The sequence below is a fragment of the Streptomyces rhizosphaerihabitans genome, from assembly GCF_025399795.1.
GTDB classification, from domain to species: domain Bacteria; phylum Actinomycetota; class Actinomycetes; order Streptomycetales; family Streptomycetaceae; genus Streptomyces; species Streptomyces rhizosphaerihabitans.
The window spans coordinates 1-283 of sequence record NZ_JAODTZ010000222.1 but is presented as its reverse complement, the minus strand read 5'-3'; the positions used below and the strand labels follow the sequence as shown (position 1 = coordinate 283).

The 283-nt window shown below is 72.1% G+C and carries 1 protein-coding gene; it reads right to left on the bottom strand.

Annotated elements, in window-relative coordinates; translation table 11 throughout:
* A partial coding sequence (locus N4G66_RS45500) for a cyclic nucleotide-binding domain-containing protein (RefSeq protein WP_261710182.1) occupies positions 1–283 on the bottom strand: 283 nt, incomplete at both ends.

Sequence of the window (283 nt, the reverse complement as noted above, 5' to 3'; positions counted from 1 at the left end):
CCCCGGACCGTCTCGGCGTCGAACTCGTAGGCGCGCACCGGGCTGGTCGCCTCGGCGCCCAGATGCCAGGTGTGCGGGTGGAACAGCCAGGACCAGCCGACGAGTTCGTTGTGTCCGAGGATTTCGATGACGGCCGCACGGCGGCCCGGCACCCGCAGGTCCAGGGCTACCGTCCCGGTCCGGATGATCCAGAACCGGTCCGCGTGGCCGCCTTCCCCGAACAGCCGGGTGCCCTCGGGGAACGACACCTCGCGGGCCACCCGCAGCAGCCGTTCCCGGTGCT